This is a genomic window from Streptomyces sp. NBC_00122, assembly GCF_045160845.1.
GTDB lineage: Bacteria > Actinomycetota > Actinomycetes > Streptomycetales > Streptomycetaceae > Streptomyces.
The window spans coordinates 1,170,075-1,194,782 of sequence record NZ_CP108191.1 but is presented as its reverse complement, the minus strand read 5'-3'; the positions used below and the strand labels follow the sequence as shown (position 1 = coordinate 1,194,782).

Here is a 24,708-nt window from a genome sequence, read left to right as displayed (position 1 = left end):
GGTCAGACCGCGGCGGCCGGAGACGGCGCGGTCGTCGGGGCCGGCGTCGCGGCCGGGATGGTGGACTTCAGGTCCTCGTCCGTCACCGCGGCGGTCGTACCGGCCGCGGCGGAGACCGTCGGCGGGACGGTGACGGCGGCCATGGCCGTGGTGACGACACCCGGCTCCTCGGCGCCGGCCGGCGCCGCGTCGTTGACGTTGTGGTGGTCGACGACCTGGCGGCGGGAGATGAGCCAGATGGCGACGCAGGAGGCGACCAGGAAGAGCGCGACGGCGGCGACACCGACGTCACCGGAGCGCATGACCAGCTCGGCACCCGCGGAGACCAGGGCCGCGGCCGGCAGGGTCAGGCCCCAGGCGATGAACATGCGGGTGGCGGTGGACCAGCGGACCACGCCGCCCTTGCGTCCCAGACCCGCACCCATGACGGCGCCGGAGCACGCGTGGGTGGTGGAGAGGGAGAAGCCGAGGGAGGAGGAGGCCAGGATGACGCTGGCGGCCGAGGTCTGGGCGGCGAAGCCCTGCTGCGGGTGCAGGTCGGTCAGGCCGCTGCCCATGGTGCGGATGATGCGCCAGCCGCCCAGGTAGGTGCCCATCGCGATGGCCATGCCGGCGGAGACGATGACCCAGACCGGCGGGTTCGCGCCGGACTCCAGCGCACCGCCCGCGATGAGCGCCAGGGTGATGATGCCCATCGTCTTCTGCGCGTCGTTGGTGCCGTGCGCGAGGGAGACGAGGCTCGCCGAGGCGATCTGCCCGGCGCGATAGCCCTTGGTGGAGGTCTTCTCGCCGACCTTGTTGCCGAGCTTGTACGTGACCTTGGCGGCCAGCATCGCGGCCACACCGGCCACGATCGGAGCGGCGATCGCGGGGATCAGCACCTTGGTGACGACGACGCTGCCGTTGACCGCGCCGATGCCGGCGGAGGCGACCGCGGCACCGATCAGGCCGCCCATCAGGGCGTGGGAGGAGCTGGAGGGGAGTCCGACCAGCCAGGTGACCAGGTTCCAGAGGATCGCGCCGACCAGGGCGGCGAAGATCACTTCCGGCTGGATGCCCTCCTCGTTGATCAGGCCCTTGGAGATCGTCTTGGCGACCTCCACGGACATGAACGCGCCGACGAGGTTGAGCACGGCGGACATGGCCACCGCCGTCTTGGGCTTGAGGGCGCCGGTCGAGATGGTGGTGGCCATCGCGTTGGCCGTGTCGTGGAAACCGTTCGTGAAGTCGAACACGAGAGCGGTAATGATCACGATCCCGAGGAGAAGCGTTATGTGCTCCATTTACCCAGGCTTCTGTTTGACGTCAGTGGTTCGGCGACCGTAGGCAACCTGAGTGAACGGAAGATGAACTGACTCGGGCGGATGGGTGTCCTGGCGCAGCGTGTGATCAGGCCATTCGCCCCGATTCCGTCGTACATATATCGATTAATGCACGTCAAAGCGGGGTGAACGGACCGCTCCGCCGGGGGCTTCCGGCGCGGTGGCCCACCCCGCCGGGCCCCGGAAAGAGACCTAGATCACGCTGCCGGGGCGGCGGCCGGAACGATCTGCTCCGGTGGCCCGCCGGAGCCCGCGCCTCGACACTGGAGCGGTGCGTACCGCGACAGCGACGGCAGTGGCCGTCACCACGACCCTCCTGGGCGCCGGCGCGGCCGCGGTGGCGGCCGGCCGGTATGCCGCCGACGCGGCACTGCGGCCCGAGCCCGGGCGTCCACTGCCCGGCGGACCGCGCCTGAGCGTCCACTCCGTATCCGACGGCCGGGTCACGCTGACCCGCTCGCTGGGCTCCCTGCGCCCCGGTACGTACGGACTCGACGCCCCGGGGGTGCACGCAGTCGTCGGACCCCTCCTCCCGGACGCCGCGCGCGACCCGGACACGGTCGTACGCCGGCTGCTCGCCGTCACCCACGGCAGCCTCCGCCCCGGCACCCGGGTCGCCCTCACCCCCCAGGTCCACCTCGGGAACCCGCGCACCGCCCTCGGGCTCGACCACGCCGACGTGGACGTCCCCGGCGAGCTCGGCCCCCTGCCCGCCTGGTTCGTGCCCGGGATCCGCGACACCTGGGTGATCACCGTGCACGGGCTCGGCAGCAGCCGGGAGCACCCGATGGCCGTCATGCCGTTCCTGCACCGGTACCGGCTGCCCGTCCTGGACCTCGCCTACCGCGGCGATCTGGGCGCCCCCGCCCCTCCGGACGGCCTGGGCCACCTCGGTGAATCGGAGTGGCGCGACCTGGACGCCGCCATCCGCTACGCCCTGCGCTACGGCGCCCGGCGCGTGGTCCTGCACGGCTGGTCCACCGGCGCCACCATGGCCCTGCGCGCCGCCGAGCGCTCGGCGCTCGCCGACCGGATCGCCGGGCTGGTGCTGGATTCGCCCGTACTCGACTGGCACACCACCCTGCGCGCGCTCGCCGTCGCGCGCGGCACCCCGGCCGCGGTGCTCCCGCTCGCGGTCCGGGCCGCCGAGGGCCGCGCGGGACTGCGCGCCGACCACCGGGCGCCCGGCTCGGACCCCGGCGCCCTGCGCGTTCCCGTACTGATCTTCCACGGCCCGGACGACACGCTCGCCCCCTGGGCTCCCTCCCGCCGGCTCGCCGACGCCCGCCCCGACCTCGTCACCCTGCACACCGTGCGCCAGGCCGGCCACGGGGCGATGTGGAACGCCGACCCGGCCGGGTACGAGGAGGCCCTGCGCCGCTTCCTCACCCCCCTGATGTGAGCGGAGACGCCCTGAGGCGGCCCGAGGTGAGGTCCTGTCATGCGAAAGGGATGGGGCGGCGAGTGCCCTCCGGGTGACTTGCCCTGGTCTGCACCCCGGCGCGCCGTGGTAACGGAGGGTTCCGTTTGGGCTTTCGGCCGGTGACGGGCGAGACTGCTTCCGTGACGTCCCGAAAGCCTGATGAGCAGTTGGCTCGCGACTCCAGACTCCGACTCGTCTCCCAGCGTTCCGTGGCCACGGCCCGCAAAGCGGTGACGGACCGGCGCACCCGGCCCGCCACGAGGCCTCCGGCGGGTACGCCCGCCACGGCCGACCTCGCGAACCGGGCCCGGGCCTCGCTCGCCGATGCCGTACGCCTGACCCGCTGGGCCGAACTCCACCTCGGCGCAGGGGACGGTGGACGGCCCGCCCCCGCGGGCGCCCTGCCCGCCGCCGACGTCGAACGCGCCGCGGCGGAGCTGAAACTGACGCACGGCCAGATCAGGGTCGGCTGGGACCGGGCCCGGCTCGCCGGCCTCGTCGAGGTCCACGGCGGCCACGCCCGGCCCGGCTGGCGGCTGCGCGCCTGGGACCGCGACGACACCGCCGTACTGCGCGGCTGGGTCGCCCTCTTCGACGCGTGGTCCCTCGTCCACCCCGCCCCCGCCGACATCGCCCCCGCGGCCGTCGCCGAGGTCGTCGAGGCGATGCCCCAACTCCTCTCCCTCCTCCAGCTGTCCGCCGGCCCGGTGACCGTCCCCGATCTCCTCGACCTGCTCGGGCAGCGCGTCACCGAACTGCGCGACGAGCGCTGCGAGGTCCCCTACGACGCCCCGCAGGACCCGGCGGAGGCGCAGACCACGGACGCGCAGACCACCGACGCGCAGCCCCCGGTCCCCGCGCCGCCCGTCCCGCTCGCCCGGCTGCTGCGCTGGGCGCTCGGCGGACTCGCGGCCGTGGACGCCGTCACCCTCGGCCCCGCGCAGGCCGCGCTCACCCCGCTCGGCAGCTGGGCGGTCTGGGTCAAGCTGGAGCAGATCTGCGTCGCCGCGCAGAGCCCCGCCGGGAACATCGAGCAGTCCGCCGCCGCCATGCTGCACGGCTGCGCCCGGCTCACCCCCGGCCCGGCCCGCGCCGAGTACCAGGCCTGGCTCGCCGCGCGGCCCGTCCGCCACGCCGTGGCCGAGCTCCTGCACGCCGCCCGCGGCGAGGACGCCCTGCTGCGGGGCCTCGCCTTCGAGGCGCTGCGCGTGGTCGGCGCCCCCGCCGAACCCGAGGTGCGCGCCGCCGTGCGCGAGCCAGCCCTGCGCCCCTACGCCCTGCTCTGGCTCGCCGAGCACGACGGGGTCGACCCCGACGAGGCGCAGGACGTCCTCACCGCCGAGGAGTCGACCTGGCTCTGGGTGGACACCGCGGCGGCGATCGCCGACCACGGCGAGGCCGACCTGCTCGCCCGCCACCTCGACTCGGCCGTCCGCACCACCGTCCCGCGCCTGCTGGACGAGGTCCGCGCGGTCGGCCACCCGCGCACCGTCCAGGTCCTGGTCGCGCTGGCGGCGGCCCACCCCGACCCGGCCCTGGCCAAGGCGGTCCGCCGGGCCGCCTTCCAGGTCCACACCGGCGGCGCGTAGCCGCGTACGGGCGAGGACGTGTCCGCCGCAGGCCTCAGACCTGCGGCGCGTACGTCCCGAAGCTCCAGATGTTGCCCTCGCCGTCCCGGGCCATGTAGTCGCGGGAGCCGTAGTCCTGGTCGGTGGGCTCCATCAGGATCTCCGCACCGTGTTCGGCGGCCCGCCGGTGGTGGGCGTCCACGTCCTCGACCACGACATAGACCCCCGCCGGCCCCGCGTCGCCCATGGCCTTGTCGAAGACCCCGCCCGTGCCCTTGCTGCCCAGCATCACCAGCCCGTTGCCGTAGGCCAGCTCCGCGTGCATCACCGAGCCGTTCTCACCCTCGTACACCGCGACCTGGCTGAAGCCGAAGGCCTCGGTCAGCAGCTTGATGGCCGCCTTCGCGTCGCGGTAGACCAGCGTGGGACAGATGGACGGAACGCCTGCCATGACGATCACTCCCTCTCGTGACGGTGACCCACGTCACAGCATGGCAGGCGCCACTGGCAGTCAGTGGAAGGTGTTGCACTGGGCCATGTCGCCGGTGCGGTAGCCCTGGTAGAACCACTGCCGGCGCTGCTCGGCCGACCCGTGGGTCCAGGTCTCCGGGGTGACCCGGCCCTGGAACTTCTCCTGGATCCGGTCGCCGCCGACCGCCGCCGCCGCCGCGTCCAGTCCGTCCCTGATGTCCTCGTCGGTGAGGCGGGTGATCAGCGGCCGGCCGGTGGACTCGTCCGGGGTCCGCGTCGCGCCCCGCGCCCACACCCCGGCGTAGCAGTCGGCCTGCAGCTCGACCCGTTCATCCTGATACGTGCCCGTGCCCGCCGGTGCGGTCCATGAGCCGAACGGGGGACGGGGCGGAGGGCGGTCCGGCCGACCGGCGCCCCGATAAGTAGTTGCGCACCCCCGGTAGAATGACTCCCATGGCAAATCTCCTCGCGGATTAGCGGCGTCGAAGCATCGCGTCCTGCCCCCTTTCCGCCGTCCCCCCGCCCTGGAGTATTTCCGTGATCACCGCCACCGGCGTAGAGCTGCGCGCCGGCGCCCGCGTCCTCATCGAGTCCGCCTCCTTCCGCATCGCCAAGGGCGACCGCATCGGCCTGGTCGGCCGCAACGGAGCCGGCAAGACCACCCTCACCAAGTGCCTCGCGGGCGAGGGCCAGCCCGCCGCCGGCTCCATCACCCGCTCGGGTGAGGTCGGCTACCTCCCGCAGGACCCCCGCACCGGTGACCTCGAGGTCCTGGCCCGCGACCGGATCCTGTCCGCCCGCGGTCTCGACGTCCTGATCAAGAAGATGCGGATGAACGAGGAGCGCATCGCCACCGGCTCCGGCGCCACCCGCGAGAAGGCGCTCAAGCAGTACGAGCGCCAGGAGACCGAGTTCCTCACCAAGGGCGGATACGCCGCCGAGTCGGAGGCCGCGACGATCTCGGCCGCCCTCAGCCTCCCCGACCGGGTGCTCGGCCAGCCGCTGCACACCCTCTCCGGCGGTCAGCGCCGCCGCGTCGAACTCGCCCGGATCCTGTTCTCGGACGCGGACACCCTGCTCCTCGACGAGCCGACGAACCACCTCGACGCCGACTCGATCGTCTGGCTGCGGGACTACCTGAAGAACTACCGCGGCGGCTTCGTCGTGATCTCCCATGACGTCGACCTGGTCGAGACCGTCGTCAACAAGGTCTTCTACCTGGACGCCAACCGGTCCCAGATCGACGTCTACAACATGGGCTGGAAGCTCTACCAGCAGCAGCGCGAGGCCGACGAGAAGCGCCGCAAGCGCGAGCGCCAGAACGCGGAGAAGAAGGCCGCGGCCCTGAACTCGCAGGCCGACAAGATGCGCGCCAAGGCCACCAAGACCGTCGCCGCGCAGAACATGGCCAAGCGCGCCGAGCGGCTGCTGTCCGGCCTGGAGGCCGTCCGCGTCTCCGACAAGGTCGCCAAGCTGCGCTTCCCGGACCCGGCGCCCTGCGGCAAGACCCCGCTGACCGCTGAGGGCCTCTCGAAGTCCTACGGCTCGCTGGAGATCTTCACCGACGTCGACCTGGCCATCGACAAGGGCTCCCGGGTCGTCATCCTCGGCCTCAACGGCGCCGGCAAGACGACGCTGCTGCGGCTGCTCGCGGGCACCGAGAAGCCGGACACCGGCGAGGTCACCCCGGGCCACGGCCTCAAGCTCGGCTACTACGCCCAGGAGCACGAGACCCTGGACCCCGAGCGCACGGTCCTGGAGAACATGCGCTCCGCCGCGCCCGACCTGGACCTGGTCGCCGTGCGCAAGACGCTGGGCTCCTTCCTCTTCTCCGGGGACGACGTGGACAAGCCCGCCGGGGTGCTGTCCGGCGGCGAGAAGACCCGCCTGGCCCTGGCCACGCTGGTCGTCTCCTCGGCGAACGTGCTGCTGCTCGACGAGCCCACGAACAACCTGGACCCGGCCAGCCGCGAGGAGATCCTGGGCGCCCTGCGCACGTACAAGGGCGCGGTCATCCTCGTCACGCACGACGAGGGCGCGGTCGAGGCGCTGGAGCCGGAGCGGATCATCCTGCTCCCGGACGGCGTCGAGGATCTGTGGGGCCCGGACTACCGGGACCTGGTCGCCCTCGCCTGATCCAATTCCTTATGGATCATTCGGCTCAGGGGTGATCCATCATCTGAGTGAGACGGTCTCGTACCGCCCAGCGTCGTACGACGGCCCCGGCCGCGCCCCCGAGGGCGCGCGACCGGGGCCGTCCGTCTTCCGTCGTCCCGCCCCTGACCTGGCGATTCCCCGCGAGGGCCGCGAAGTGTGACGGAGGTCATGTGGCGGAAGGGGAGATTCCGTTCTGCTCGGGTGTCCACCCTTCGAGAAATGCGGCCGTACCGACCTTGCGGAATGGGTGGCCAGGAAGCGTGGGAGGGGTGATCATGAGAAGTCCAGAGCGCACTTCCCATGAGGAGGCACGGGTGGCCGAGACTCTGAAGAAGGGCAGCCGGGTAACCGGCGCCGCGCGCGACAAGCTCGCGGCAGACCTGAAGAAGAAGTACGACTCCGGTGCGAGTATCCGGGCGCTGGCCGAAGAGACCGGCCGGTCCTACGGATTCGTCCACCGGATGCTCAGTGAGTCCGGGGTCTCGCTGCGCGGTCGCGGTGGCGCGACGCGCGGTAAGAAGGCCGCCACGGCCTGACCCTGGTCCCATCGGTTCCGACGTTTGAATGCTTCAAGGCTTCAAAGGTTTCAGCATGGTCAAACGGTTCCTTCGGTGACCCCCGGTCGACTTTCCGGTCGGCCGGGTGGTTACTGTGCAGTCACTTAGGCCGGATCGCGGCCGACTGCACACCGGAGGCATACAGATGGCTCTGCTCGACAAGGACGGCGTACGACTCACCGTCGACGACTCGCTCGCCACGGTGACACTGACCAATCCGGCCAAGCGAAACGCCCAATCCCCCGCGCTCTGGCGGGCTTTGGCGGAGGCCGGAAGGTCGTTGCCGGGCACCGTCCGGGTCGTCGTGCTGCGCGGTGAGGGCAAGTCCTTCTCCGCCGGGCTCGACCGGCAGGCGTTCACCCCCGAGGGTTTCGAGGGCGAGCCGTCCTTCCTCGATCTGGCACGCGGTTCGGACGAACTGCTCGATTCCACCATCGCCGAGTACCAGGAGGCATTCACCTGGTGGCGGCGTAACGACATCATCTCCGTCGCCGCCGTGCAGGGGCACGCGATCGGCGCCGGCTTCCAGCTCGCGCTCGCGTGCGACCTGCGCGTGGTCGCGGACGACGTGCAGTTCGCCATGCGCGAGACCAGCCTGGGCCTGGTCCCGGACCTGGCGGGCACCCAGCCCCTCACCTCGCTGGTCGGATACGCCCGCGCGCTGGAGATCTGCGCCACGGGCCGCTTCGTGCATGCCGAGGAGGCGGAGCGGGTCGGCCTCGCCAACCTCGTGGTGCCCGCGGACGAGCTCGACGCCGCCGTCCAGGACCTCACCACCGCGCTGCTCGCCCCCGCGCGGGACGCCGTCGTCGAGACCAAGGCGCTGCTGCGCGACGCGCAGTCGCGCCCGTACGACGACCAGCGCGCCGCCGAGCGCGCCGCCCAGGCCCGTCGCCTGCGCGACCTGGCGGGCCTGTCCGACTGACTCCCCACCGCGGTGGAAGGTGCCCGGGCGGGGCCCGGGCACCGGTTCAGGCCGACCGGCGTAGTCCCGGGGCGGTGGCGGCTTCGCGCGCTTACCGTGGTGCGGAGTGGAGTCCGCACGCGCGAAGGGACATGCGATGACCGAATCCACATCGGGCGGCCCCGGCAAGGCGCCCGCCGACCGGGGCCGCACGAGCATCGCCGACGGAGTGGTCGAGAAGATCGCCGGGCTGGCCGCCCGCGAGGTGGTCGGCGTACACGCCATGGGCAGCGGCAGCGGTCTCTCCCGTACCTTCGGCGCCGTCCGCGAACGGGTCCCCGGCGGCGCGAAGGCCTCCGTCAGCCGCGGCGTGAAGGCCGAGGTCGGCGAGGTCCAGACGGCCCTCGACCTGGAGATCGTCGTCGACTACGGCGTGTCGATCCGGGACGTGGCACGGGCGGTCCGTGAGAACGTCATCTCGGCGGTCGAGCGGATGACCAGCCTGGAGGTCGTCGAGGTCAACATCGCGGTCAGCGACGTCAAGCTGCCCGATGAGCCCGACGAGGAGCCGGAGTCGCGGCTCCAGTAGCGAAAAGGAGCCCCGCAATGAGCATGGCGGTCGCCGGCCTGTTCGCCGGCATGGCCCTGGCGTTCGCCGGGTATTTCGGCGGCTTCGGAGCCTTCCTGCTGGTGGCGGCGCTCGGCGCCATCGGCTTCGTCGCCGGCCGGTTCCTCGACGGGGACCTGGAACCCGGAGACCTGTTCCGCCGCCGCGACGACCGGCGCGGGTGAGGCGCCGATGAGCAACCCCCGGGCCACCCCGCCCCGGGTGGCGCCCGCCGACCGGGGTGCGACCCGTATCGCCGACCGGGTCGTCGCCAAGATCGCCGCCCAGGCGGCCCGGGAGGCGCTCGTCGCGCGGCCCGCACAGGCGGAGCCCCCGCACGCCATCGTCACCGTGCACCACGACATCGCCCGGGTACGGGTGAGCCTGGAGCTCGACTACCCCTCCGACCTGGCCGCCCAGTGCGCGGCCGTACGCCGCCAGGTCGCCCTGCGGGTCGAGGAGTACGCGGCGATGTCCGTACCCGAGGTGGACATCGACATCGAGCACCTGCACTCCACGCACACCCGGCCCACCGCCGGGCGGGACCGGCGGCTGCGGTGACGGACTCCGACCGGGCCCCCGAAGCCCCCCGCGCTCCCCGGGCGCACCGGTTCCGCTCCGCCCGCCGCGTCCCCGCCGCGCTCACCGCCCTCGCCGTACTGGCAGTGGCGGGGCTGTTCCTGTACGACCTGGCCGCCGTACGGTCCGGCCGGCCGGGGATGGAGTGGCGCCGCGAGCTCGGCGACCAGCTGGACCGGCACACCCCGGCCGACCCGGGCGTACTGCTGGTCGGCGGAGTCCTCGCCGTCGCCGGGGCGGTGCTCCTGCTGCTGGCGCTCGCTCCCGGGCGGCGCGGGATCCTCCCGATGCGCACCCCGGATCCGGCCGCCGGGGTACGCGCCGGGCTCAGCCGCAAGGACGCCGCGCAGGTCCTGCGGGACCGGGCGATGGAGGTGTCGGGAGTGCGGTCGGTCCGGGTCAGGGTGGGCCGCTCCCACATCGGGGTACGCGCCACCTCGCACTTCCGCGAGCTGGACGACGTACGGGCAGACCTGGACGCGGTGCTCGCCGTCGGCATCGGGGAACTGGGCCTCGCACACCCGCCGCAGCCGCGCGTACGGGTCAGGAGGTGAGCGGGATGCTCGGGGTGGTGAACCGGATCCTGCTGGCGGTGGCCGGCCTGGTCCTGCTGGCGGCCGGGGCCGCGGTGCTCACGGCGTCCTGGCCCCTGGGCGGCCGGCACGCCCCGCTGCTGACGCAGGAGGCCCGGCGCCGGTACTGGCACGCCGAGGGCTGGTGGGGGTGGGTGGTGCTCGCGGGCCTCGTGCTGGGCGTGCTGCTGGCGCTGTGGTGGCTGCTGTCCCAGCTGAGGCGCTCCCGGCTGCGGGCCGTGTTCGTCGACACCGGGGACGGGGCGTTCGCCGTGTTGCGGGGGCCCGCCCTGGAGGAGGCGGTGGCCGCGGAGGCCGGCGCCCTGGACGGGGTCGCCCGCTGCCGGGTCGCGCTGCGCGGCAGGCGGGGGGCGCCTGCGCTGCGGGTCGCACTGGAACTCGAACCCCACGCGGTCCCGGCCGACGCCCTGGCCGCCCTCGCGGGCCCGGTCCTGACCCACGCCCGCGCCTCGGCGGGCCTCGCCGGACTGCCGACGGAGGCCCGCCTGAAGGTGACGTCGCACCGGGCCCAGCGGGTGACGTAGGCCCTGTCGGAGACGGTGGCTCAGAAACCGTGCCGGGAACCGCCGTCGACCGGCACCATGACGCCCGTCAGGTACGAGGCCGCGGGGGAGAGCAGGAACGCCGCCGTGCGGCCGAACTCCTCCGGGGTGCCGTAACGCCGCAGCGGGATGCGGGACTCGTTCCCGGCCCGCGCCGCAGCCGCGTCCCCGGACAGCGCGTCCAGCTCGCGTACGCGGTCGGTGTCGATCCGCGCCGGGAGCAGGCCCACGACCCGGATCCCGCGCGGGCCGAGGTCCACCGAGAGGGACTTGGCGAAGCCGGCCAGGCCCGGGCGCAGACCGTTGGAAATGGTCAGGCCGGGGATCGGCTCGTGCACCGAGCCCGACAGGACGAAGCCGATGACCCCGCCCTCGCCCAGCTCGGCGGCGGCCGCCCGCGCGAGGCGGACCGCGCCGAGGAAGACCGACTCGAAGGCGGCGGACCACTGCTCGTCGGTGTTGTCCGCCGCGAGGCCCGGGGCCGGGCCGCCGACGCTGATGAGGATGCCGTCGAAGCGTCCGAAGCGCTCGCGCGCGGTCTCGACGAGGCGTCCGGCCGCTTCCGGGTCGGAGTTGTCGGCCGCCACACCGACCGCGTTCGGGCCGAGCGAGGCGGCGGCGTCGGCCGCCCGCTTCTCGTCCCGGCCCGTCAGAACGACCTTCGCGCCGTCGGCGGTCAGTTCCCGGGCGGAGGCGAGGCCGAGGCCGCGCGTGGCCCCGGTGACGATGTAGACACGGTCCTTCAGTCCAAGATCCATGCCGACACGCTACGCCGTCGCCGGCTCCCGCTGCGCGCCGGTTCCGGGTTCGCCGGCCGCCGCGGCCTCCTCCTCGCGCTCGCGCTTCTCACGCCGTACGAGGACCAGCCAGCCCACCGGCACCGCGGCCGCGAACAGCCACCACTGGACGGCGTACGCCATGTGGGGGCCGATCGAGTCGTGGTCGGGCTCGGGGACGGCCTCCGGGCTGCCGCCGGAGGGGGCCGGGCCGTCGAGTTCCAGGTAGCCGCCGAGGACGGGCCTGCCCAGGTACTCCGCCTGCTGCGCGCTGTTGATCAGCATCACCTGACGGTCCGGCAGGCCCTTGCGGTCCTTGATGCCGCTGCCGCCGCTGGTCTCGTCGGCCTTCAGCCGGCCGGTCACGGTGACCTCGCCCGATGGCGCGGCCGGCACCGGCGGGTACGCGCGGGGGTCGTCGCCGCCCGGCACCCAGCCGCGGTTCACCAGCACCACCCGGCCGTCGGCCAGGACGAGCGGGGTCACGACGTGGAAGCCGACCTTGTCGTCGGCCGAGGTCCGCATCCGCACGACGACCTCGTGCGCGGAGTCGTACGCACCGGTCGCGGTGACCGTCCGCCAGAAGTCCGCGCGGGGCACCTGGTGGCCCGGGGAGGTGACCTCGGTCACGGGTGCCGGCTTCGCCCTCAGGTTCGCGGCGATCAGCTCGTTCTGGGCGACCCGGTGCTCATGGCGGTGGAACTGCCAGAACCCCAGCTTGATCATCGCGGGGATGAGGGCGAGGGTGACGAGGGTGAGGCACACCCACTGCCGGGTCAGCACAAAGCGGTACACGCCCACGACGGTACCCCCAGCGGGGTCGGCCCCGGACGGCCGGGTGGCCGTCCGGGGTCACGGGTACGGGACGTGGTGTCGGGCGGGTGGTCGGTCCTGGCCGTCAAGCGTGGTCCTTGATGCCCACCTTCCCTTCCGCGCGGGCGCAGTGCGCCCCGCAGAACCACTGCCCCTCGACCTCGACGCCCTGCCCGATGATCTGGACCCGGCAGTGCTCGCAGATGGGCGCCATGCGGTGAATGGCGCAGGAGAAGCAGTCGAAGACGTGCACGGCTCCCTGCGCGTGCACCTCGAACGACATGCCGTAATCGTTTCCGCAGACCTCACAACGTGCCATGGGCCGCATGCTCCGCACGGCGGCGGACCGGAACAAGATCCACCGGGGTGAGTCGCCGCGTCGGCACCCGCCCGGCGCAACGTCCGGGCCGTCCGCTCAGTCCTCGGCCGCCGCCACGTCCCGCAGCAGCTGGGTGAAGGCCGCCTCGTCGACGACGGGCGTGCCGAAGGACTTCGCCTTGACCGTCTTCGAGGTCGCCGAGTCGGGATCGTTCGTCACCAGCAGGCTGGTGAGGCGCGACACGCTCGTCGCGACGTGCAGGCCCGCCTCCACCGCGCGGTCCTCCAGCAGCTCCCGGTCCACCGAGGTGTCGCCGGAGAAGGCGATCCGCATCCCCTGCTTCAGCGGCTTGCCGTCCTCGAACCGGCCCGGGTTCGGGTGCGGGCACGGGGGCCGCTTGCGCGAGGGCCGCCAGCTGCCGCTCCCGTACGAGGCCTGGTAGCCGACGCGCGGGGTGACGGGGGAGTCCGACCACTCCGTCAGCGGCCGGCACTCCAGCAGCGGCAGCCGTACGCCGCCCTGCGCGGCCGCGTGCAGGGACGGGCGGAACGCCTCCGCCAGCACCCGGGCGTCGTCGAGCGCGTGGTGCGCGCGCTGCTGGACCACGCCGAAGTGCGCGGCGAGCGACTCCAGCTTGTGGTTGGGCAGCGGGAGGTTCAGTTCCTTCGACAGGGCGATGGTGCACAGCCGCTGACGGACCGGCGCGGTCTCGGCGGCCCGCGCGTACTCGCGGGCGATCATCTGCCAGTCGAAGATGGCGTTGTGCGCGACCAGCACCCGGTCCGCGAGCCGGCCGGCGAACTCCTCGGCGATGTCCTTGAACAGCGGGGCGCCGGCCAGCACCTCACTCGTCAGACCGTGGATCCACACCGGCCCCGGATCCCGCTGCGGGTTGACCAGGGTGTACCAGTGGTCCTCCACATTGCCCTGCGCGTCGAGCCGGTAGACGGCGGCGGAGACTATCCGGTCGTCGCGAGCGAGCCCGGTGGTCTCCACGTCGACGACCGCGTACCCCTGTGGGTACGCGGTCGGCCACGTCGTCTCTGCGGTCGTACGGTCGTCGAGCATGGTCACAGAGGATATCGGCCCCGACTGACAGCCGTTGCCGCGATGCCCGATCAGCCCAGCTCCGCCACGAGGTCCCCGGCACTCACCCGGTCGAAGCCCCCGGGCAGTTCGGCCGGCCCCGGGAACAGCCGGTACGCCGTCCCCGAAGCCCCGGGCGGGGCCACGCTCGCGTGCACCAGGGCCAGGAACACCCGCTTGCCCGCGGCCACTTCGGCGGCGGCCGCGTCGCCGTCAGCCGCCTCGCGCCGCTCCTGCGGCGCCTCCATGGCCGAGATCCGGGCGGCGAAGGCGGCCACCGGCTCGCCGTCCCCGGCCCGGTACAGCCACAGCTCGTCGGGGAGCACCGGATGCGCGGCCCGGCGTACGACGGTCACCTCGCGGGAGCGCGCCGCGGCCCGCCACACCGCCAGGTCCCACAGGGTCGTGACGACGCCGGAGCCGAAGTGCTCCCACACGTCGCGGGCCACCGCAGCCAGCCGGTCCCCGTGCGAGGCCACGCTCTGGAAGCCCTCCGACGGCGGCAGGTGGACGTCCGCCCACAGGGTCCTGCGGGCGGCCAGGTCCACGACCATCGGCATGCAGACCTGCGACGCGCCCGCCAGGTCGAAGCGCTGGCGGACGGTGCGCGGATCGTACGAGGAGCCGCGCGGGCCCTTGGCCGGCAGGGCCATGAAGCCCGCGAAGGCGTCCGGCAGCTCATCGAAGGGCACGTTGTTGAAGCTGAAGACCAGCGGGACCGCGTACACGTCCCCGCTCGATGCGAGCGCGGCCAGGTCCAGGTCCACGTACTCGGTGGCCCCGTCCGGCGCGGGCGCCGAGGTGAGGTCGCCCGAGTGGGTGGCGGCCCCGCGCGGGCCGTGCCGCAGGTTCGTGTAGTCGCACAGACCGGTGAACTTCCAGTCGGCGTCGAAGAACGCGACGGACAGGTCCAGGTCGGTGCGGTTGCCCGCGGGCTCCGTCCAGTGCAGGAACAGCCGCAGCACCTCGCCCTCGGGCAGGGTCTGCGTACTGCCCCGGGGGACGGCCACCAGTGCCTTGGCGGCCGTGCGCTCGCCGAAGGGCACGGTCAGGTCGGCCAGCCCGGATTCGACGACGGACAGGTCGTACGGCTCGTCACCGGCGGCGGCGAACCGCCGCAGCACCTCATCCTGCAGCCGCGACACCACCGCCGTGACGAGCGGCGCGGGCAGCGGCAGCCGCCGGTCGGTCACGGACTGCGCGGAGGCCACCTGTCCGCGCGGGAAGAACACCCGCCGGCCGCCGGAGCGGTCCCCGGCGCGCACCCGCAGCGCGCCCAGCGCGGACAGCAGCGGGCCGGCGCCGACGGAGGAAAGCCCGCACGCGAGTGCCTTCTCCAGCTCGGGGACGAGCTCCTCGCCGGGATGCAGGCGCAGCAGGTGGTCGAGACGGCGGACGAGTTCTCCCGGCCGCTGCCCGGCCAGCGCGGCGGCCGCCCCCGCGTCCCCCTGGGCGAGGGCCTCCTCGATCCGGCCGGCCCAGGTGGCGGGCCGGATCCGGTCCCCGTCCACGCGGACGGCGTCCGGGTGCGCGGCGGCGGTCTCCAGCAGCGCCGCACCGAGCGGTGTGGCGGCGGACACGGTGGTGCCCCGCAGCACGGCGAAGGCCAGTGCCGCCCGCGGGTGCCGGGCGTGCTGCTCGAAGGGGTGCAGGCGCTCGGCGGCCCGCTTCCAGGCGGCGGGATGCCGCAGCAGGTCCTCGACCAGGTACTGCGGGTTCAACGCGTCGAGCACGCGGAGGAGCTCCCGGCGCAGCGGCCGGCCGGGGTTCGCGAACCGGGGCAGCGGCAGCAGGCCCGCCTCTCCGCCGGAGAGCACCGCGAGCAGCCGCAGCACGTCGGTGGCGGTGGTGAGCCGCTCGGCGAGCAGCGGCCGCGCCGCGTCCTCGGTCCGCCAGTCGCCCAGCAGCCGGCCGAGGACCAGCGCCTTGGTCTCCCGTACGGGGATCTCCCCGGGGAGCCAGCCGAGGTCCGCCGGGGCGGCGGGGAGCAGGCGTGCCAGGTCGTCGCGGTCCTCGGGGGACAGCGGGGTCTGCCGGGCGAGCAGCGAGGCCACCACCCGGGCGCAGTCCTGCGGCAGACCGGTGCCGAGCCGGAGCAGCCGCAGCGGGCCCGACGGCAGACCCTTGCCCTTGCGGGCCGCCCGGGTGGCCCGGCGGCCGGCCCGTTCGTCGCGGTCCGGGCGCAGGAAGGGGTCGGCGGGGTCGACGCGCCGGTGGCAGACCGGGCAGCCGGTGTAGTCGGCGCCGTCCCAGCAGGTGCGGCACACCAGGTGGGCGCAGGGGGCGACGGGGTGGACCGTGCCGGCCTCGCCGCACAGCACGCACGGCTGCTCGGGTTCCTGGAGCAGCAGGGCGAAGACCCGGCCGACGTACCAGCGCTCGGTGTCCTGCGGGATGGAGAAGGGGAAGCGCCGGAAGAGCGGCTTGTGCACCCGGTCGGCGCCCATCAGCTCGTCCACCAGCGCGAGCAGGCGCAGCCGCTCCTCGGCGAGGTCGGTCGGCGCGAGCACCGACAGGGCCGCGTGCAGCTCCGCGCCCAGCGCGTGGCCGCGTTCGAGGAGCTCGCCCTCCAGGGGCCGCACCCCTTCGCTGCCGGGCGACGCGGCAGCCGTCGGCCGGTCGACGTAGACGGTTCCGAGCCGGCGCAGCAGGACGGACTCGATGGCAGACACTGGTGAATTCCCCTCCGGACACGGCGAAGCGGGGGCGGAGAGTGGGCGCGCGTGTCTTTACAAAAAGGTGGAGAAGGATGCACGCCGGGGAGCCGCCCCCGCACAGCCGATCCCATCACGGGCCGAAGCGCCGGGGCAATCCGATTAGCCGCGCGGTTTCAGCAGTGCGGCCGTCAGGGCCTGCACGGACAGCAGGAACAGCCGCTCCGGATCCGCCGGCCGGCCCAGGGCGCGGGCCAGCGCCGGGTCGTTCGGGGCCGCGGCCGGGTCCCAGAGGTCGCTCTCGGCGGGGGACTGGGCGGGAGAGCGTTCGCGGTTGCGCTCGACGAGCAGGAAGCCGACGATCTGGAACTGGATCGCGCGCACCGCGTCGGCCGCCCGCGTGCCGCGCAGTCCCGCGGCGTGCACCTCGTGCACGAGGGCCTGCTGCGCGGGCAGGAACATCCGGTCGGTGAGGCCGCGTTCGTGGACCATCGCGATCAGGTGCGGGCGCTCGCGCAGCTCGCGGCGCAGGGTCCGGGCCACCGACAGGATCCGGTCGCCGGGGGTGCGGCCGACGGGCTCTATCGCGCCCATCTCCTCCACGGTCCGCTCCACGAGAGCGTCGAGCAGCTGCTCGCGGTTGCCGACGTGCCAGTAGATGGAGGTCACCGCGGTGCCCAGTTCTGCGGCGAGCTTGCGCATGGTCAGGGCGGCGGGACCGTGCTGCTTGACCAGGGTCGCGGCGGCGTCGAGCACCTCCGGGCGGGTCAGCGTGCTTCTGGCCATGTGATCCGGCCCACCAATCTGTCGGTTCGTCAGTTCTCATGCGTGCAGGGGTCTTTACCCTTCATCGGTGGCGGTGTAACTGTGTTACAGAACCGACTCCGCTCAAGACGAGGGTGGTGCGATACATGGCACGCGTACGGTACGGAGCGCGGACCGAGGCCGAGATCGCGGCGTCGCGCGAGAAGAGCTCCAATCTCCCCGACATCTGGTCCACCGGTGTGGTGGCCGTCTGGGAGACCGACCCGGACGTGGTGGCGGCGGTCCTGCCGCCGCCGCTCAAGCCGGCCGAGCGGCCCCTCGTACGGGCCAACATCAGCAAGGTCGACCTGCCCGGATACCCGCTCGGGGCCGGTTCGGTGGCCGTCGCCGCGCAGCACGGCGGGGTCGAGGGCTGGTACCCGCTGGTCATGCCGATGAGCCTCGAACGCGCCCTGACCGGTGGCCGTGAGGTGTTCGGCGAGCCGAAGAAGCTGGGCGAGATCACCGTCGAGCGCGAGGGGCTCGTCGTGCGGGCCGCCCTCGCCCGGCACGGGATCGCCTTCGTGGAGGTGCGCGGGGCGGTGGACCGCGAACTGCCGCTGCCGGAGCCCACCCGGAAGACCGACTTCTACTTCAAGTTCCTGCCGGCTGTGGACGGTTCGGGCTTCGACGCGGACCCGGTGCTCGTCCACTGCACGCGCAACGAGAAGGTCCGCAAGCTGGAGCACATCACCGGTGACGTGTTGCTCCGCGAGTCGATGTTCGACCCCGTGGCCGATCTGCCCGTACGCCGGATCGTGGAGATCACCATCGGCGAGAAGACCACCGACCAGACGGGCAAGGTCGTCGAGCGGGTCAGCTCCCAGGCCCTGCTCCCGTACATCCACCAGCGCTACGACGACCCGATGCAGATCCTGGACGGGCCGCCCGAGGGGAGCGTGTGACATGCGACTCGAACCAGGACAGGTGGCCGTCGTCACCGGCGCTGCCAGCGGCATCGGCCTCGCGATGGCCCGCCGCTTCGCCGCCGAGGGGCTGAAGGTCGTCCTCGCCGACGTGGAGGAGGGCGCCCTGCGCAAGGCCGCCGAGGAACTCGCCGCCGACGGCGCCGACGTCCTCGCCCGGACCGTGGACGTCAGCGACCGCGACTCGGTGCTCTCGCTGGCCGACGCCGCGTACGAGGGCTTCGGCGCCGTGCACGTGCTGTGCAACAACGCGGGCGTGGGCTCCGGCGCCGAGGGCCGCATGTGGGAGCACGAGCCCAACGACTGGAAATGGGCGTTCTCCGTCAACGTGTGGGGCGTCTTCCACGGCATCCAGGCCTTCGTCCCCCGCATGATCGCGTCAGGCGCTCCCGGCCACGTCGTCAACACCTCCTCCGGCGACGGCGGCATCGCCCCGCTGCCCACCGCCTCCGTGTACGCCGTCACCAAGGCCGCCGTGGTGACGATGACCGAGTCCCTCTACGCGCACCTCAAGGCGGAGGGCGCGGCCGTCGGCGCCTCCGTCCTCTTCCCCGGACCGCACATGCTGCGCACCGGGCTGTGGGAATCGCACCGCAACCGGCCCGAGCGGTACGCGAAGGAGCGGCCGCGCAAGTCCCCGTACCGCAGCCTCGACCAGTACGAAGCAGCCATGAAGAAGGCCGGCCACGAGGTGAACTTCACGCCCGTCGAGGAGGTCGCCGAGCACGTCGTCGACGGCATCCGCGCCGACCGCTTCTGGATGCTCCCGGCCAGCGAGCACAGCGACCGGCAGATCCGCGCCCGGTCGCAGTCGATGCTCGACCGGGCCAACCCCGCCTACCTGGAAAGCTTCATCCTCGACTGAGGGGCGTCCGCAGTGAGCGACACGCGCGAAGACCGGCACGAAGACCGGCACGAAGACCGGTACGAGGACCCGTACCTCATCATCTCCTCCGACTGTCACGCGGGCCTGCCGACCGAGCAGTACCGCCCCTACCTGGACAGCGCGTTCCACCCCCAGTTCGACGAGTTCCTCGGGGAGCGCGACGCCCGTCGCGCGGAGGCCACCCGACTGGGCGTCCGCAACGAGGCGTTCGCCGAGAAGTGGTTCCACGACCACGAGGAGGGCCTCAAGGGCGGCTGGGACACGGCGCAGCGGCTGAAGGAGCTCGACGGCGACGGCGTGGCCGCCGAGGTCGTCTTCCCCGACGCGGACGCCGTCGACAGCCAGACCGCGGCCCCCTTCGGAGTGGGCCTCGGCCTCTCCGGCGACCAGGACCCCGAGCTCGGCATGGCGGGCGCGCAGGCGCACAACCGGTGGCTCGCGGAGTTCGTCTCGGAGCATCCCGAGCGCCACTGCGGGGTCGCCCTGCTCCCCATCACCGGCGAGCCGTCGAAGGTGGTCGCCGAGATCCACCGGGCCAAGGAGTCCGGGCTGGGCGCGCTGATGATCCCCGCGATGTGGGTGGACAAGGCGCCCTACCACGACCGCCGCTACGACCCCGTCTGGGCGGCGGCGGCCGAGACCGCGATGCCGATCGTCACCCACTCCGGTTCCTCGCCGCGCCACGAGTACGGGGACCACCTCGGCATCTTCGTCTCCGAGGTCACCTGGTGGCCGGCCCGCCCGCTGTGGTTCCTGCTCTGGTCCGGGGTCTTCGAGCGGCACCCGGGCCTCAAGTTCGGCGTGGCGGAATCGGGCTGCTGGTGGCTCCCCAACCAGCTGTGGTTCATGGACCGGCTCTACCTCGGCGCGCACGGCGGCAAGAAGCTGTCCCCCTTCGAGGAGCTGAAGCGGCCGCCGAGCGAGTACCTGGACCGGCAGGTCTTCATCTGCGCGACGAACACCAAGCGCCGGGAACTGGCCCAGCGCTACGAGATCGGCGTCGACAACATCCTGTGGGGCTCGGACTTCCCGCACCCCGAGGGCACCTGGCCGGCCACCCGCGCCTGGCTGAAGAAGACCTTCCACGACATCCCGGTCACCGAGGCCCGCCGGATGCTGGGCCTGGCGGCGGCCGAGGTCTTCGGCTTCGACACCGAGAAGCTCGCCCCGATCGCCCGCCGGATCGGCCCCACCCCGGCGGAGCTGGGCCAGTCCCCGGACCAGGCGGCGGTGGAGGCGTCCTGGGCGCGCTCGCGCGAGGTGGGCCGGCACTGGCTGACGGACAACGACTTCCCGGTGCTGGGGGTGAACTCATGACGCCCGAGGACCGCTACACGGTCATCTCGGCGGACTGCCACGCGGGCGCCGACCTGCTGGACTACAGGCCGTACCTGGAGAAGCGGTACCACGAGGAGTTCGACGCCTGGGCCGCCTCGTACGTGAACCCGTACGAGGACCTCCTCGCGGACACGGCGGACCGCAACTGGAACTCCCAGCGCCGCCTGTCCGAACTGGAGGCGGACGGCATCGTCGCGGAAGTCCTCTTCCCGAACACCATCCCGCCGTTCTTCCCCAAGGCCTCCCTGATGGCGCAGCCCCCGACGGCCTCGGAGTACGCGATGCGCTGGGCGGGGCTGCAGGCCCACAACCGCTGGCTGGCCGACTTCTGCGCGGACGCGCCGGGGCGGCGCGCGGGCGTGGTCCAGATCCTCCTCAACGACGTGGACGCGGCGGTCGCGGAGATCCGCCGCACCCGCGAAGCCGGCCTCACGGGCGGCATCCTGCTGCCAGGAGTCCCGCCCGGCTCCACCGTCCCCGAGCTCTACTCGGAGGCGTACGACCCGATCTGGGCGGTCTGCGACGAGCTGGACGTCCCGGTCAACCACCACGGCGGCTCCGCGTCGCCGCCGCTCGGCGACGAACCGGCGGCCCGCGCGGTCTTCATGGTGGAGACGACCTGGTTCTCGCACCGCGCCCTGTGGCACCTCATCTTCGGCGGCGCCTTCCGCCGCCACCCGGGCCTCAAGCTGGTCCTGACGGAGCAGGGCTCCGGCTGGATCCCGGGCGTGATGGAGATGCTGGACTACTACCACGGCCGCCTGGTCGCGGCTTCGGGCACGGCCGAGTCCAAGTTCGGGGCGGGCCTGGCGGACGCGATGGGCAAGGGCCCGAGCGAGGTCTGGCGGGACAACTGCTTCGTGGGAGCGAGCTTCATGCGGCCCCACGAGGTCCCGCTGCGGGAGCGGATCGGCCTGGACAAGATCATGTGGGGCAGCGACTACCCCCACGACGAGGGCACCACCCCCTTCTCCCGCGAAGGCCTCCGCATCGCCTACGCGGGCCTCCCGAGGGAGGAGGTCGCCGCGATGATCGGCGGCAACGCCGCCCGCGTCTACGGCTTCGACCTCCCGCTCCTGGACGCGGTGGCTTCCAAGCACGGCCCCCTGGTCTCGGAGATCGCGGAGCCCCTGACGGCCATCCCGCCACAGGCCACGAGCCCGGCCTTCGCCCGCGGCGGCTCGGTCCGCGTCTGGTGACACCCCGGCTGTCCGCCGGAGCGGCTCACGAGAAGAAGGTGAGCCGCTCCGGCGCGATCCGCTCCGTCCCGGTGAAGGCGGTGCGCCGGTCGAGCTCCAGCCGCAGGTGGTCCAGCCCTGCCAGGGGAGCGACGTCCACGGTCCCCGCGCATTCGGCGATCCGCAGCCGGGTCAGTCCCGGCAGTTCCCGCAGCTGCTCCAGACCGCCGGCGAGCCCGCAGCGCAGCAGCATCAGCTCGGTGAGCCGCCGGTACGGGAGCAGGTGGGCCACCTCCACCGGCGCGGTGTACCGGATCTGCAGCGAGGTCAGTCCGGTGAGTGGCCGCCGCCCCACGAACTGCCCGTACTGCCAGTCCCCGGCGATGGCGAGGGAGGTCAGCGCGGGCCAGCGCTCCAGCCCGTCGAGGGAGAGTCCCCGCGCACCCTGCCACAGGGTCAGCTTGGTCAGCCCCTCCGCTGCCGGGACGTCCCCGATGTGCCGCTCCTTCGGCTCGAAGCCGATGACCAGCGACCGCAGCCCTGGTATGCCGGCCAGGGGAGCCAGCGACAGCCCGTTCTGTACGTACCCGAAGGCGAGGCTGTCCGCGGTGAGCTCGGCGACCGGCTCGATGCTGGTCACCCCCGGGCAGTCGAAGACTCCGAGGTGACGCAGCGCGCGGTGACCCGACAGCACCGAGAGGTCGGCCACGCCCGGATTGTGCTCCACGACCAGCCACTCCAGGTCCCGCCGCTCGGTGATCTCCCGGGGGATGCCGTTGTCCGAGGTGAGGTAGACGCGGCGGATGTGCGGAAGCCCGGCGAACGCCGCCAGCTGCCCGGGGGTGCGGATGTGCAGGTGCGTCGTGCGCATCGGGGCGCCGGCCAGCACCGCGTCCGCGTAGTCCGCCGTGGGGAACCGGCCCCAGGCGTCGGACAGTTCATGGCCCACCTCGTACCGGTCGTCCCCCCGGAACGCGGCGATGACCTGGAGCGCCCGGTCCCCGCCGACGAGTGCGGCCGTGCGGACGGTCGCCTGCGCCTGGGCCTCGCTCAGGCCCGCCGGCTCGGGCAGCAGTTCCAGTACCATCTCGCCCGCCTTGGCCAGCTCCTCGGCCTGGTCGGGACCGCGCGGGGGCAGCAGCTCCGCGGTGCGCGCCCGGACCTCGTTCCAGACCTCCGGGTCCAGCTCCGGCGCGTGCTCCAGGCAGGCGGCGGCCAGGAGCACCAGCCGATTGCGACGGCTCGTGACCTTGTCGGCACGGCGCAGCAGCTGGCGGAGCAGCCGGGCCCGTTCGTCGGGCCGTGCGTGGCCCACGGCCATGCGGACCACGTCGTCCCAGGTGTCCTCGTGCGCGTGGCGGACCAGGACGCCGAAGTCCCGGGCCTCCACCGCGGCCTTGGCGCCGAGGTAGTCCCGGAAGGTCCGGTGCACGAACTGCACGGCTCCGGGGACGGGCTCGATCAGCAGGCCGCTGCGGATCAGGAGGTGGTTGAACACCTGCTGGGCGGTGCCCTGCGCCCGTACGCGCGGCATCGAGTCCAGCCATGCGGCGACCATCGCCACGGCTTCGTCGCGGTCCGCTTCGAGGTGCTCGTTGCGGATCAGCCAGTAGGCGAGCCGCTGGAGCAGGAGGGTCTGCTCGTCCCGGGTGAGATCCACCCCCTCCACGCCACTGATCTCCCGCTCGTTGTCGCGTCGGACCAGCAGCATGTCGAGGGCCGCGTCGTACAGTTCCTTGCGCGCGCGGGGCAGGTGCGTGTGCCGGTCCCGGTTCAGGGCGCAGAGCAGCGCGCACATCAGGGGGTTGGTGGCCAGCCGGCCGAGGTCGCGGCGCGAGTCCACCGCCTGGCCGAGCGACTCCTCGTACCGGTCCAACTGGGCCAGCTCGTCCGGGGAGTGGCAGTCGGCGCGCGCCGCGTCGTGCCAGTGGCTCACGAACGTCCGGACCTCCTTGCGCTCCATCGGGAGCAGCGTGGTGCGCGAGAATCCGTGGCCCGAGAGCCAGTCCTCCGGGACCGCCGACGGCCGGGTCGTCACGATGTACCGGGCCTGCGGGTATGCCCCGAGCAGGGACCACAGCCAGGCCTCGGTCTGGTTGCGCAGGTGCTGGGGCACTTCGTCCACCCCGTCGACCAGGACCAGCGCCCGACCGCTCCGCATGAGGGCGGAGGCCCAGCCCGCCGGCGCCTCGCCGTGCAGGGGGACACCCGCCGTGCGCAGGAACTCCTCCGGCATCGGTGCCGCTTCCCGGGAACGCAGGGAGCGCAGCTGCAGGACGAACGGCACGCAGGCGTTCAGCTCGCTCAGCTCCGGACCGAAGCTGCGCCGGGCCGCGTTCAGCGCCAGCCACTGGATCAAAGTGCTCTTCCCCGACCCCGCCGGGCCGCGCAGCAGCACCCGGTCCGTTCCGCGCAGCGCCTGCTTCACATCGACCGAGGTCCGGTGCGGTTCCGGTGCTTCACCCGGTGACCGGGCGCCGCTCACGGCGAGGCTGATGTAGGCCAGGTCCAGCGGCCACTCCGGCCGGGACCGGCTGAGGGTGAGGCCGAAGAGCTGGAGGCGGCCGTGGGTGCGGGCGATGTACTCGGCGTAGCGCTCCTCGAAGGCGTGGGCCGAACCGTCTCCCGCGTGGTGCAGGCGGTCCAAGGAGCGTGTCAACTGCCCCGTCCGGCGGACCAGTTCCACGTCCGCCCGGGCCCCGAAGCCCGGCAGGGTCGTCGCGTACTCCACCGCGTGCGCGCAGCACAGGGCGACCAGCCGCCGGTACAGGGCGTCGGCGGCCTCGCTCAGCCCCGGAGGGGGAGCCGGCAGGGCCGCGGCCAGGGCCGCCGGGTCGAGGTCCGCGGCGAACAGGGTCTGCGCGTCCAGGTCGCCCAGCGCCGCGAAAGTGTCGCCGACCGCCGTCACCGCCGCCAGGCGTTCGTGCTCCGGGAGTCCCACGCAGGCCGGGCCCAGCCGGGCGGCCAGAACCTCCGTCAGGCGGCGGATCTCCGCCGCGCCCAGCTCCGTCGGCGGCTTGCGCCAGCGCCCCGCCGGGGCGGCCGGATCGGCCACCAGGCCCGCCCCCGGGGCCCGGGCCAGGAGGGACTTGACCAGCGCGCCCGCCGCCGTCCCCGCCACCCGTAAGAGAACCGTCTCGAATCCCGTCATCCCCCACCCTCTCCTTGCTCGGACATCATCTCGCGAACCCGCGGTAACCCAGAT

At 73.1% G+C, this 24,708-nt stretch carries 23 protein-coding genes and 1 pseudogene; 14 read left to right on the top strand and 10 right to left on the bottom strand.

Annotated features, from left to right (window positions below):
• Positions 1-2 precede the first annotated feature (2 nt).
• A complete protein-coding gene (locus OG737_RS05675) occupies positions 3-1,283 on the bottom strand; it encodes an inorganic phosphate transporter (RefSeq protein WP_328925028.1) in 1,281 nt (426 codons plus the stop codon).
• A gap of 310 nt (positions 1,284-1,593) precedes the next feature.
• On the opposite strand from OG737_RS05675, the gene OG737_RS05670 reads away from it, so the two are divergent.
• Positions 1,594-2,724 (top strand): alpha/beta hydrolase family protein, encoded by a 1,131-nt coding sequence (locus OG737_RS05670; RefSeq protein ID WP_405921251.1) that lies wholly within the window; start codon positions 1,594-1,596, stop codon positions 2,722-2,724.
• A gap of 161 nt (positions 2,725-2,885) precedes the next feature.
• Positions 2,886-4,334 carry a hypothetical protein gene (locus OG737_RS05665; protein ID WP_405680101.1) on the top strand — a complete coding sequence of 483 codons (1,449 nt, stop codon included), beginning with the start codon at positions 2,886-2,888 and terminating at the stop codon, positions 4,332-4,334.
• Between the two features lie 34 nt (positions 4,335-4,368).
• On the opposite strand, the gene OG737_RS05660 is transcribed toward OG737_RS05665, so the two are convergent.
• Both OG737_RS05660 and OG737_RS05655 read right to left on the bottom strand, forming a co-directional pair.
• Positions 4,369-4,764 (bottom strand): VOC family protein, encoded by a 396-nt coding sequence (locus OG737_RS05660; protein ID WP_328925026.1) that lies wholly within the window; start codon positions 4,762-4,764, stop codon positions 4,369-4,371.
• Positions 4,765-4,824: 60 nt separating this feature from the next.
• Positions 4,825-5,112, bottom strand: a pseudogene (locus tag OG737_RS05655) (neutral zinc metallopeptidase); the annotation flags it as partial.
• A gap of 209 nt (positions 5,113-5,321) precedes the next feature.
• On the opposite strand from OG737_RS05655, the gene OG737_RS05650 reads away from it, so the two are divergent.
• The 8 genes from OG737_RS05650 to amaP all read left to right on the top strand — a co-directional run bounded on the left by OG737_RS05650 (position 5,322) and on the right by amaP (position 10,705).
• Positions 5,322-6,920, top strand: coding sequence for an ABC-F family ATP-binding cassette domain-containing protein (locus OG737_RS05650; protein WP_328925025.1), 1,599 nt, complete (start codon positions 5,322-5,324; stop codon positions 6,918-6,920).
• Between the two features lie 335 nt (positions 6,921-7,255).
• Entirely contained in the window at positions 7,256-7,477 is a 222-nt protein-coding gene (locus OG737_RS05645) for a helix-turn-helix domain-containing protein (RefSeq protein WP_030010789.1), read from the top strand.
• A 166-nt stretch (positions 7,478-7,643) separates the two neighbouring features.
• The gene (locus tag OG737_RS05640) at positions 7,644-8,423 is read left to right on the top strand and encodes an enoyl-CoA hydratase/isomerase family protein (protein WP_328925024.1); all 780 of its coding nucleotides are present in this window, start codon (positions 7,644-7,646) and stop codon (positions 8,421-8,423) included.
• Positions 8,424-8,559: 136 nt separating this feature from the next.
• Positions 8,560-8,991 carry an Asp23/Gls24 family envelope stress response protein gene (locus tag OG737_RS05635; protein WP_328925023.1) on the top strand — a complete coding sequence of 144 codons (432 nt, stop codon included), beginning with the start codon at positions 8,560-8,562 and terminating at the stop codon, positions 8,989-8,991.
• A 17-nt stretch (positions 8,992-9,008) separates the two neighbouring features.
• Positions 9,009-9,194, top strand: coding sequence for a hypothetical protein (locus tag OG737_RS05630; RefSeq protein WP_328925022.1), 186 nt, complete (start codon positions 9,009-9,011; stop codon positions 9,192-9,194).
• A gap of 7 nt (positions 9,195-9,201) precedes the next feature.
• Positions 9,202-9,570 carry a hypothetical protein gene (locus tag OG737_RS05625; RefSeq protein WP_328925021.1) on the top strand — a complete coding sequence of 123 codons (369 nt, stop codon included), beginning with the start codon at positions 9,202-9,204 and terminating at the stop codon, positions 9,568-9,570.
• Entirely contained in the window at positions 9,567-10,142 is a 576-nt protein-coding gene (locus OG737_RS05620; RefSeq protein WP_405921250.1) for a DUF6286 domain-containing protein, read from the top strand. Before OG737_RS05625 ends, OG737_RS05620 begins: the two co-directional genes overlap by 4 nt.
• Entirely contained in the window at positions 10,139-10,705 is a 567-nt protein-coding gene (gene amaP / locus OG737_RS05615; RefSeq protein WP_405921249.1) for an alkaline shock response membrane anchor protein AmaP, read from the top strand. The genes OG737_RS05620 and amaP overlap by 4 nt, the downstream gene beginning before the upstream one ends.
• A 20-nt stretch (positions 10,706-10,725) precedes the next feature.
• Here amaP and OG737_RS05610 read toward each other — a convergent pair whose 3' ends face one another.
• From OG737_RS05610 to OG737_RS05585, 6 genes are all read right to left on the bottom strand, one after another.
• Positions 10,726-11,481 carry an SDR family oxidoreductase gene (locus OG737_RS05610; protein ID WP_405921248.1) on the bottom strand — a complete coding sequence of 252 codons (756 nt, stop codon included), beginning with the start codon at positions 11,479-11,481 and terminating at the stop codon, positions 10,726-10,728.
• Positions 11,482-11,490: 9 nt separating this feature from the next.
• Entirely contained in the window at positions 11,491-12,294 is an 804-nt protein-coding gene (locus OG737_RS05605) for an SURF1 family protein (protein ID WP_405921247.1), read from the bottom strand.
• A 103-nt stretch (positions 12,295-12,397) separates the two neighbouring features.
• On the bottom strand, positions 12,398-12,631 hold the full coding sequence (locus tag OG737_RS05600) for a hypothetical protein (RefSeq protein ID WP_328925016.1): 234 nt from the start codon (positions 12,629-12,631) through the stop codon (positions 12,398-12,400).
• A 96-nt stretch (positions 12,632-12,727) separates the two neighbouring features.
• Entirely contained in the window at positions 12,728-13,705 is a 978-nt protein-coding gene (locus OG737_RS05595; RefSeq protein WP_328925015.1) for a DEDDh family exonuclease, read from the bottom strand.
• 44 nt (positions 13,706-13,749) lie between these two features.
• Positions 13,750-16,389 carry an MXAN_6230/SCO0854 family RING domain-containing protein gene (locus OG737_RS05590; protein ID WP_405921246.1) on the bottom strand — a complete coding sequence of 880 codons (2,640 nt, stop codon included), beginning with the start codon at positions 16,387-16,389 and terminating at the stop codon, positions 13,750-13,752.
• 144 nt (positions 16,390-16,533) lie between these two features.
• A complete protein-coding gene (locus OG737_RS05585) occupies positions 16,534-17,157 on the bottom strand; it encodes a TetR/AcrR family transcriptional regulator (protein WP_405921245.1) in 624 nt (207 codons plus the stop codon).
• 125 nt (positions 17,158-17,282) lie between these two features.
• Here OG737_RS05585 and OG737_RS05580 point away from each other — a divergent pair, with 125 nt between their 5' ends.
• The 4 genes from OG737_RS05580 to OG737_RS05565 are packed head-to-tail and all read left to right on the top strand — an operon-like array spanning position 17,283 to position 21,524.
• Complete coding sequence (locus OG737_RS05580) at positions 17,283-18,080, top strand: acetoacetate decarboxylase family protein (protein ID WP_405921244.1); 798 nt, start codon at positions 17,283-17,285, stop codon at positions 18,078-18,080.
• 1 nt (position 18,081) lies between these two features.
• Positions 18,082-18,966, top strand: coding sequence for an SDR family NAD(P)-dependent oxidoreductase (locus tag OG737_RS05575; RefSeq protein WP_328925011.1), 885 nt, complete (start codon positions 18,082-18,084; stop codon positions 18,964-18,966).
• Positions 18,967-18,978: 12 nt separating this feature from the next.
• Positions 18,979-20,304: an amidohydrolase family protein gene (locus OG737_RS05570; RefSeq protein ID WP_405921243.1), complete on the top strand. Its 1,326-nt coding sequence runs from the start codon at positions 18,979-18,981 to the stop codon at positions 20,302-20,304.
• Complete coding sequence (locus OG737_RS05565; protein ID WP_328925009.1) at positions 20,301-21,524, top strand: amidohydrolase family protein; 1,224 nt, start codon at positions 20,301-20,303, stop codon at positions 21,522-21,524. The genes OG737_RS05570 and OG737_RS05565 overlap by 4 nt, the downstream gene beginning before the upstream one ends.
• Before the next feature lie 25 nt (positions 21,525-21,549).
• Here the strand turns inward: OG737_RS05565 and OG737_RS05560 are convergent, their stop codons facing one another.
• Positions 21,550-24,654: an NACHT domain-containing protein gene (locus OG737_RS05560; protein WP_405921242.1), complete on the bottom strand. Its 3,105-nt coding sequence runs from the start codon at positions 24,652-24,654 to the stop codon at positions 21,550-21,552.
• Positions 24,655-24,708 lie beyond the last annotated feature (54 nt).